Genomic DNA, 8,443 nt, shown 5'->3' with positions numbered 1-8,443 from the left:
GCGCTGCATTGTCGAGGTTCATCACCACGCCGCCCTCGAACCGGATCAGGTCGCCCTTTTCGGTGATGCGCATCCGCTGGCCGCGCAGCGTGCCGCCCTCCCATTTGACGTCGACTGGCGCGTCAGAGGTGACCGTGCCCTGACCCATGTCGACGTCAGCCTGCGTCATCCATGCCTCGGTGCCGGAGGAATTGTGCAGATAGACGTCCTTGTTGAGCTTCAGAAGCTGCGCCTTGGTCTGGAACTGCCCCTCGCGGGCCTCGATCACCACGGTCGACTGATCTTCGGACTGCACCTTGGCCCGCAGCGTGTGCAGGTCGACGTGATCCTGGCTGGTCAGATCCTGGGTGGCCGAGCGTGCCCACATTTCATAGGGGCGGCCATCATTGGTGAATCCGGCCATATGCGGCGATTCCATCGTGATCTTGGTGCCGGAGACCACCAGATCGCCGATGTCGAGCGGCAGATTCGTCAGGTAGCGGAACGGGTTGAAGATCGAGATCGCGACGATCACCGCCATCGACAGCACCACCACCAGCGGCACCGCGACCCGCAGGGTTCGCACCAAGCGGCTGTGGCGCGCCGCTGCTGCGAAACGCGCCTCCATTCCGGCCTGATAGGACGACATTTCGACCGCCGTCACCGCTGCTCCCGAAGTTGTCTTGCGCCAATTACGGAGCCGCGCACTCCATGGTTTGGAGTGCCGCCGCCGGGTGCCGCCTCCAGTCTGCGACACATCCTTAAGCTAGTCTTAATTGCCCCGTCACGGGAGGGCCACGCCGGCCGATCGGACCGAGGGCCCCATCAGGCCGAGGAGTATGACCGAAACACGGCGCGCGATCGCGGAACACGGCTCTGAGACTGTCCGCAATGCGTCCTGCCGGTTACGAGTGAGCGAAAATGTCCTCTTCGCTCCAGCCATCGAGGTCGAGCCGGGCGCGCACCGGGAGGAAGCCGAAGCAGGCCGCCGCCAGATCGGTGCGGCCTTCGCGTGCCAGCATGGTGTCGAGTTTGTCGCGCAGCGCATGCAGGTGCAGCACGTCGGAGGCGGCGTAGGCAAGCTGGGCGTCGCTGAGCGACTCGGCGCCCCAGTCGCTGGATTGCTGCTGCTTCGACAGGTCGATGCCGAGCAGTTCGCGCACCAGGTCCTTCAAGCCATGCCGGTCGGTGTAGGTGCGGGTCAGGCGCGAGGCGATCTTGGTGCAGTACACCGGCTGCGGCATCACGCCGAACGCCTTGTACAGCGCTGCCAGATCGAATCGGGCGAAGTGAAAGATCTTCACCACGGCCGGATCGCCGAGCAACTTCTTCAGGTTCGGCGCATCGGTCGCCCCTAGCGGGATCTGCACCACGTCGGCGCTGCCGTCGCCATTCGACAATTGCACCACGCACAGCCGGTCGCGATGCGGATGCAGCCCCATCGTTTCGGTGTCGATCGCCACCGAATGCGTATAGCGGGAAAGATCCGGCAGGTCGCCGCGATGCAGGCGGATCGTCATGTGTCGCAAACCCTTGGCCATGGAAAAGGGCACCGAACGCCCCGAATCGGCCGCCCAACCTATCGCCCCGATCCGCGCGACGCGAGGGGCGGCGCCACCTCGCGGTGGACGTCTCGAACCGATGACTTTGTAAGGAGATGCCGATGCGAGGAGAAGGGCGTGGGCAATGGTGCCCAGGAGAGGACTCGAACCTCCACGGTGTTACCCACTGGTACCTGAAACCAGCGCGTCTACCAATTCCGCCACCTGGGCCCGGGGCGCTTGATAGGGAGGCGTTACGGAAAAGTCAAATGCCTTCCGCTGACCAAATCCGCTGTACAGCGAAAGGTTGATGGCGTAACGCGAAACCGCCAGAATGTCCGCGAATTCCCGGACGTCAAAAGACGCTCCTCCGCGATCAGGATCAGCCCGCATGACTTCGAATCTCGACACGCTCGTCACGGTTTTCGGTGGCTCCGGCTTCCTCGGCCGGCACATCGTCAGTGCGCTGGCGCGGCGCGACTACCGGATTCGGGTCGCGGTGCGGCGGCCGGAGCTCGCCGGCCATCTGCAGCCGCTCGGCCGGGTCGGGCAGATCCACGCCGTGCAGGCGAATCTGCGTTTTCCCGAATCGGTCGCAGCGGCGATGCGCGGTGCGCATGTGGCGATCAATCTGGTCGGCATCCTCGCCGAGGGCGGTGCGCAGAAGTTCGATGCGGTGCAGGGCAGCGGCGCCGCCTCGGTGGCGCAGGCGGCGGCTTCGGTCGGTGCCCGCATGGTGCACGTCTCGGCGATCGGGGCCGATCCGGATTCGCCGGCGCGTTATGCCCGCAGCAAGGCCGCCGGCGAGCGCGCCGTGCACGAAGTGGTGCCGCAGGCGACGATCTTCCGGCCCTCGGTGGTGTTCGGGCCGGAAGACCAGTTCACCAACCGATTCGCCGCGCTGGCGCGGATGTCGCCGGTGCTGCCGCTGGTCGGCGCCGACACCAAGTTGCAGCCGGTCTATGTCGGCGATGTCGCGACCGCGATCGCCGATGCGGTCGATGGGCTGGCCAGGCCGGGCGCCGTTTACGAGCTCGGCGGTCCCGAAGTACTGACGATGCGCGAGATCATGCGCATCATCCTCCAAATCACCGACCGCAAGCCGCTGCTGCTGCCGTTGCCGTTCGGCCTCGCCAGCCTGCAGGCGATGCTGCTGCAATTCGCTCCGGGGGCCTTCAAGCTGACGCCGGATCAGGTGAGGATGCTGGAAGTCGACAACGTGGTATCCGAAGCCGCCACCAAGGCTGGCCTGACCCTCCAGGGTCTCGGCATCCAGCCCGATTCGATGCAGGCGGTCGTGCCGTCCTATCTGTGGCGGTTCCGCAAGACCGGGCAATTCGCGCGCAAGACCGCGTGAGCAAATCGTAACGCGGCGTCTTCGGGCGCCGCATTTCGGCTCCGAGAGCCGATCGCTACATCCCGAGCGCCAGCGCGATCAGGCCGAGCGTGCCGACGATCACGCGCCACCACGCGAACAGCTCGAAGCCGTGGCGGGTGACGTAGGTCAGGAAGGTCTTCACCACGATGATCGCGGTGATGAACGACACCACGAAACCGATCGCCACGATGGTGAGATTGTCGAAGGTCATCTCGCCGCGGCTCTTGTAGAGATCGTACACGAAGGCGCCCAGCATCGTCGGAATCGCCAGGAAGAATGAGAACTCGGCCGCTGAGCGCTTGTCGGTGCCGAGCAACATCGCCGCGACGATGCTGGCGCCGGACCGTGACACGCCGGGGATCATCGCGGTGCATTGCGCGCAGCCGATATAGAAATAGGTTCGCAGCGGGAACGCCGTCGCGTCGTGATAGCGCGGCTTCAGCTCGAGCTGGTCGACCCACAACAGGATCGCACCGCCGACGATCAGCGAGAAACACACCACCCACGGATTGAAAAGGAAGTGCTTGATGTAGCCGCCGGCTGCGGCGCCAATCACCGCGGCGGGTAAAAACGCCAGCAGCACCCCGATCATGAACCGACGCGCGGCGGGATCGCTGAACATCCCGAGCGCGATTCGCCACAATTTCACGAAATACAGCGCCAGAATCGCCAGGATCGCACCGAGCTGAATCAGCACGGCGAAGGACTTCCAGAAATCGCCTTCGCCGAGATTGAAGAACCGTCCTGCCAGCAACAGATGGCCCGTAGATGACACCGGCAAGAATTCGGTCACACCCTCGATGATCCCGAGAATGACGGCTCTGATGATATCGGTGAGCATGGAATCGTCCGCTGAAAGGGATCGGTCGTCCGCGAGGCCGGACCTTGTGGCCTATTCCCCACCATGCCGCAACGGCAAAAATCCGACCTTCGGTGCCTTGCCTCGCCGCAGCATGCGACTAGGTTGGCGCCCGCACGAAGGGCGTGTCCGGCGCGATCCGCCACGGTTTGTTAAGCTCTTCGAAACTATCTAGGTCAGCATGTACACCCTCTTCCACCACCCGTTCTGCCCGTTGTCGCGGTTCATCCGCCTTGCGCTCGGGGAACATGGTCTCGATCTCAGATTGGTGGAGGAACGGTCCTGGGAGCGTCGAACCGCGTTCCTGGCGCTGAACCCGGCTGGAACCACGCCGGTGCTGGTCGCGGAGGGGCGGCCGCCGGTTCCCGGCGCCGGAGTGATCACGGAGTTTCTCGACGAGGTGCACGGCCCCGAGCTCGGTGACCGCCGGCTGCTGCCGCAGTCCACCGCAGAGCGTATCGAGGTGCGGCGGCTGCTGTCGTGGTTCAACGACAAGTTCTTCGAGGAAGCCTCCGGCCCGCTGATGACCGAGCGGATCTACAAGCGCTTCATGAGCGAAGAAGATGGCGGCGGTCCGCCGGCGATGGACGTGATCCGTGCCGCCAACGCCAATGTGCGCTACCATCTCGCCTATATCGGCTGGCTGGCGCGCACCCGGAACTTTCTCGCCGGGGATCGCATGACTTACGCAGACCTCGCCGCAGCCGCGCATCTGTCGGCGATCGACTATCTGGGCGACGTGCCATGGATCGAGGACGAGGCGGCAAAGGCCTGGTACGCACGGATCAAGTCACGCCCGTCGTTCCGTCCGCTGCTGAGCGAATGGCTGGCGGGGGTGCCGGCTTCGCGCACCTACGTGGATCTGGATTTCTGAGCCCCGCTGCCGGCCCCTCGGAGTCGCAAAGAGGCGGCGCTGCTTGGCGCGCGCAGCTCGCCGATCAGGCTTACGCTCTCGGTTTCGATGCCTTCGGCGTCTGCGCCCCCGATTCGATTCCGGAAGCTCCGGCGCGTCTGCGCGCCTTTCTCGACGCCGGCTATCACGGCGAGATGGCCTGGCTTGCCGATCGCCCTGAACGGCGGTCCGATCCCCGGGTGATGTGGGGCGAGGTTCAAAGCGTCATCCTGCTCGGCTTCAATTATGGTCCGGATGTCGACCCGCGCGGTGTGCTGACGCGGAAGGATCGCGCTGCGATCTCGGTCTATGCGCAAGGCGACGATTATCACGACGTGATCAAGGCCCGGCTGAAGCAGTTCGCGCGCTGGCTGGTCGCCACTGCCGGCGGCGACGTGAAGGTGTTCATCGATACTGCCGCGGTGATGGAAAAGCCGCTGGCGCAGGCCGCAGGTCTCGGCTGGCAGGGCAAACACACCAATCTGGTGTCGACTGGCCGCGGCTCCTGGATGTTTCTCGGCGCGGTGTTCACCACGCTCGATCTGCCGCGGGACGCGGCCGAGCGCGATCATTGCGGCTCGTGCCGCGCCTGCCTTGATGCCTGCCCGACCGCCGCGTTTCCGGCGCCGTACCGGCTCGATGCCCGGCGCTGCATCTCGTATCTGACGATCGAGCACAAAGGTCCGATCCCGCGCGAATTCCGCGCCCGTCTCGGCAACCGGATCTACGGCTGCGACGATTGCCTCGCGGCGTGCCCATGGAACAAGTTCGCTCAGGCGGGGCGTGAGGCGAAGCTCGCCGCCCGGCAGGGGCTGCGGGCGCCGGAGCTCGGCGAATTGGTGCGGCTCGACGATCCATCGTTCCGTGCGCTGTTCACCAAGTCGCCGGTGAAGCGCGTCGGCCGTGATCGCTTCATCCGCAACGTGCTGATCGCGATCGGTAATTCGGGGGACGCCGGGTTCGCGCCGGAGGCCGAGCGGCTGCTCACCGACCCCAATCCGGTGATCCGCGGGGCGGCGGTGTGGGCGCTGGCGCAGCTTCTACCGCCTGACCAGTTCGCGGCACTGAGTGCGGCACATCTCGCCGACGAGGCGGATGAGGGGGTGCGGACGGAATGGGACGCCGTCAGCCAATCTCCTCGACCGCCGCCAGCATCCGGGTGATGTCCTGCGGGCGGCTGAGACGGTGGTCGCCGTCCTGGATCATGGTCAGCACCACATCGTCGGTCGGCAATCGTTCGGCCAGTTCGAAGGCGTGGCGCCACGGCACGTCTTCGTCCTGCTTGCCTTGCAGGATGCGCACCGGGCAGCCGACCTCGATCATGCCGCCGAGCACGAGATGATTGCGGCCGTCTTCGATCAGCGCTCTGGTGATCGGATATGGTTCGCCGTACTCGGAGGGCCGAAGCCACACCCCCCTGGTCTCGATCTCGGCGCGGATCTCGGGCGAAAACCCCTTCCACATCAACGCTTCGGTGAAGTCCGGTGCCGGCGCGATCAGCACCAGCCCGGCCAGATTCGCGGCCGCCTCGCCCCCGCGGCGGCGCAGTGCGCGCGCCAGCAGCAGCGCCATCCAGCCTCCCATCGAGGAGCCGACCACGATCTGCGGGCCGCGGCAGAACGCGTCGAACACCGCCAGGCTTTCCTCAAGCCAGCGGCCGATCGTGCCCTCGGCGAAAACGCCTGACGACTCGCCGTGGCCGGAATAGTCGAACCGGACGCAGGCCCTGCCCCGGGCTTCGGCCCATTGGTCGAGGGCGGACGCCTTGGTCCCGGTCATGTCGGAGTTGAATCCGCCGAGCCAGAACAGGCCGGGGGAGGCACCTGGTCGGGCCCGGACCGCGATCTGGCGCGCCGCGCCACCGTCGCCGACGGTGACGAACTCCGGTTCGGTGACGGAAGAATTTGTCATGGATCAACAACCTCGTTGCCCGGTTGGTTTGCAGTACGCACCGAGGCGTCGTCAATGCCGGGCGCCTTAACGTGGCGGAGCGTGGTATGACGGGCCGCGCGGCGAGGTGTCCGATTTCGGTTATGCGGAAGTCGGCTTGCCGGCAGGCGGTTCTTCCGCCACACTGCGCACGGATCAGAAGGGCATTGACCCGTTATCGACGCGCGGGATGGTTTTGCATCCGGTCGCGCTTCGACCTATATGAAGTGCGTGATCCGATTAGCAGCCGTTCTGCCTCGATCCATCGTTCGCCGTCAACGTTCACAAGTGTGGAGAAGCACCCATTCGCCGCCCCAACAGAGCGCCGCCCCCCGTAGCCAAGGACGGGCCGCGCACCAACGATGAAATCCGCAATTTCGAGATCCAGCTTATCGACCAGACCGGTGTGAACCAGGGCAAGGTCGAGACCATTGTCGCGATCAAGATGGCAATGGATGCAGGCATGGATCTGGTGGAGATTTCGCCGACCTCGTCGCCGCCGGTCTGCAAGATCATGGACTACGGCAAGTACAAGTATTCGGCGCAGAAGAAGGCCGCCGAGGCGCGCAAAAAGCAGAAGATCGTCGAGATCAAGGAGATCAAGCTCCGCCCGATGATCGACGATCACGACTACGACGTGAAGATGAAGGCGATGCTGCGCTTCTTCGAGGAAGGCGACAAGGTCAAGATTACCTTGCGCTATCGGGGACGCGAGATGGCTCACCAGGAGATCGGCACCAAGCTGCTCGAAAAGGTGAAGAACGATGTCGCCGAAATCGCGAAAGTCGAGCAGGACGCCCGCTTCGAAGGCCGACAGGTCGTGATGGTGCTGGCGCCGCGCTGACGCGGATCCGGGTTTCGATTTCAGAGCGAAAAAGGGCCCGCCGGTCGATCTGGCGGGCCTTTTTCCTTGGGGCGGTCTGTTGCGCGTGCTGCCCAGTTCCGAGTCTGCCCGGCTGCCGCCTGGAGCTCCGGCTTTACACGTTGCCAATCGGCCTCCGCTCTGCCATAAGCGCAGCCTTCGTCGCCCGGCTGATCAAGGGCTGCCGTGGCGATGGCCGTGTCGATCGCTCCATTTTCGGGGTTTGTCGCACAATTTCAACGCTCTAACGAGCATGTCCGCCGCCGCAGAGCGCCCTCGGGGCGCTTTTCGCGCGTGGCAAAGGAGAGCCAAATGCCCAAGTTGAAGACCAAATCGGGCGCCAAAAAGCGCTTCAAAGTCACCGCCACCGGCAAGGTGGTGTCCGCCCAGCGCGGCAAGCGCCACGGCATGATCAAGCGCACCAAGAAGCAGATCCGCCAGCTTCGCGGCACCCGCGTGATCTTCAAGACCGACGGCGACAACATCAAGAAGTACTTCTTGCCGAACGCCTGACCGTTCTGGCCGCGCATGCGCGCGGCAACCTCATCATCGAGCCGCGTCCGCGCGGCCAAGCAACACCCAATTCAGATGAAGGAGATCAGTCATGGCTCGCGTCAAACGTGGTGTGACGGCTCACGCCAAGCATAAGAAGGTCTACAAGCTCGCCAAGGGCTATCGCGGTCGCCGCAAGAACACGATCCGCACCGCCAAGGCCGCCGTCGACAAGGCCGGTCAGTACGCGTTCCGGGATCGCAAGCGCAAGAAGCGGACGTTCCGCGCGCTGTGGATCCAGCGCCTCAATGCCGCGGTGCGCCCGCTCGGCATGACCTACAGTGTGTTCATCAACGGCCTCGCCAAGTCCGGCATCGTCGTCGACCGCAAGGTGCTGTCCGACCTCGCGATCAACGAGCCGGCGGCGTTCCAGGCGATCGCCGAGAAGGCCAAGGCTGCGCTCGCAGCCTGAGGCCCGCCACCGGGTTGATCGTCATCGCCGGACTTGATC

At 64.8% G+C, this 8,443-nt stretch carries 10 protein-coding genes and 1 tRNA gene; 6 read left to right on the top strand and 5 right to left on the bottom strand.

The window, feature by feature from the left end; translation table 11 throughout:
- The 3 genes from lptC to DU475_RS12930 all read right to left on the bottom strand — a co-directional run.
- On the bottom strand, positions 1-643 hold a 643-nt coding region (lptC, locus tag DU475_RS12940), incomplete at its 3' end, for an LPS export ABC transporter periplasmic protein LptC (RefSeq protein ID WP_164632363.1).
- Between the two features lie 241 nt (positions 644-884).
- Positions 885-1,499: a ribonuclease D gene (locus DU475_RS12935; protein WP_041806909.1), complete on the bottom strand. Its 615-nt coding sequence runs from the start codon at positions 1,497-1,499 to the stop codon at positions 885-887.
- A gap of 167 nt (positions 1,500-1,666) precedes the next feature.
- A tRNA-Leu gene (locus DU475_RS12930) sits at positions 1,667-1,751 on the bottom strand.
- Positions 1,752-1,911: 160 nt separating this feature from the next.
- Here DU475_RS12930 and DU475_RS12925 point away from each other — a divergent pair.
- Positions 1,912-2,877 (top strand): complex I NDUFA9 subunit family protein, encoded by a 966-nt coding sequence (locus DU475_RS12925; protein WP_164632362.1) that lies wholly within the window; start codon positions 1,912-1,914, stop codon positions 2,875-2,877.
- 55 nt (positions 2,878-2,932) lie between these two features.
- Here DU475_RS12925 and DU475_RS12920 read toward each other — a convergent pair whose 3' ends face one another.
- Positions 2,933-3,739 (bottom strand): undecaprenyl-diphosphate phosphatase, encoded by an 807-nt coding sequence (locus tag DU475_RS12920; RefSeq protein WP_164632361.1) that lies wholly within the window; start codon positions 3,737-3,739, stop codon positions 2,933-2,935.
- A 199-nt stretch (positions 3,740-3,938) separates the two neighbouring features.
- On the opposite strand from DU475_RS12920, the gene DU475_RS12915 reads away from it, so the two are divergent.
- Positions 3,939-4,631 carry a glutathione S-transferase family protein gene (locus DU475_RS12915; RefSeq protein ID WP_013499890.1) on the top strand — a complete coding sequence of 231 codons (693 nt, stop codon included), beginning with the start codon at positions 3,939-3,941 and terminating at the stop codon, positions 4,629-4,631.
- Entirely contained in the window at positions 4,580-5,812 is a 1,233-nt protein-coding gene (queG, locus tag DU475_RS12910) for a tRNA epoxyqueuosine(34) reductase QueG (protein ID WP_164632360.1), read from the top strand. The genes DU475_RS12915 and queG overlap by 52 nt, the downstream gene beginning before the upstream one ends.
- On the opposite strand, the gene DU475_RS12905 is transcribed toward queG, so the two are convergent.
- A complete protein-coding gene (locus tag DU475_RS12905) occupies positions 5,775-6,560 on the bottom strand; it encodes an alpha/beta hydrolase (protein WP_164632359.1) in 786 nt (261 codons plus the stop codon). The two genes, queG and DU475_RS12905, sit on opposite strands and share 38 nt — an antisense overlap.
- A gap of 322 nt (positions 6,561-6,882) precedes the next feature.
- Here DU475_RS12905 and infC point away from each other — a divergent pair, with 322 nt between their 5' ends.
- From infC to rplT, 3 genes are all read left to right on the top strand, one after another.
- The gene (gene infC, locus DU475_RS12900; RefSeq protein WP_013499887.1) at positions 6,883-7,422 is read left to right on the top strand and encodes a translation initiation factor IF-3; all 540 of its coding nucleotides are present in this window, start codon (positions 6,883-6,885) and stop codon (positions 7,420-7,422) included.
- A 330-nt stretch (positions 7,423-7,752) separates the two neighbouring features.
- Positions 7,753-7,953, top strand: a complete 201-nt coding sequence (rpmI, locus tag DU475_RS12895) for a 50S ribosomal protein L35 (protein WP_013499886.1) — start codon at positions 7,753-7,755, stop codon at positions 7,951-7,953.
- A gap of 91 nt (positions 7,954-8,044) precedes the next feature.
- A complete protein-coding gene (rplT, locus tag DU475_RS12890; RefSeq protein ID WP_114356651.1) occupies positions 8,045-8,404 on the top strand; it encodes a 50S ribosomal protein L20 in 360 nt (119 codons plus the stop codon).
- Positions 8,405-8,443 lie beyond the last annotated feature (39 nt).

Origin of the sequence: Rhodopseudomonas sp. WA056 (assembly GCF_010906995.1) — a bacterium.
GTDB classification, from domain to species: Bacteria; Pseudomonadota; Alphaproteobacteria; order Rhizobiales; family Xanthobacteraceae; genus Rhodopseudomonas; species Rhodopseudomonas palustris_G.
The sequence above is the reverse complement of the archived record's forward strand: the minus strand, read 5'-3'. Positions and strand labels throughout refer to the sequence as shown.

Bases quoted from the DNA above. Each gene is read 5' to 3' on its own strand.
- DU475_RS12935 (WP_041806909.1), bottom strand. From the start codon at position 1,499: ATGACGATCCGCCTGCATCGCGGCGACCTGCCGGATCTTTCCCGCTAT.
- DU475_RS12925 (WP_164632362.1), top strand. From the start codon at position 1,912: ATGACTTCGAATCTCGACACGCTCGTCACGGTTTTCGGTGGCTCCGGC.
- DU475_RS12920 (WP_164632361.1), bottom strand. From the start codon at position 3,739: ATGCTCACCGATATCATCAGAGCCGTCATTCTCGGGATCATCGAGGGT.
- DU475_RS12915 (WP_013499890.1), top strand. From the start codon at position 3,939: ATGTACACCCTCTTCCACCACCCGTTCTGCCCGTTGTCGCGGTTCATC.
- queG (WP_164632360.1), top strand. From the start codon at position 4,580: ATGGCTGGCGGGGGTGCCGGCTTCGCGCACCTACGTGGATCTGGATTT.
- DU475_RS12905 (WP_164632359.1), bottom strand. From the start codon at position 6,560: ATGACAAATTCTTCCGTCACCGAACCGGAGTTCGTCACCGTCGGCGAC.
- rpmI (WP_013499886.1), top strand. From the start codon at position 7,753: ATGCCCAAGTTGAAGACCAAATCGGGCGCCAAAAAGCGCTTCAAAGTC.
- rplT (WP_114356651.1), top strand. From the start codon at position 8,045: ATGGCTCGCGTCAAACGTGGTGTGACGGCTCACGCCAAGCATAAGAAG.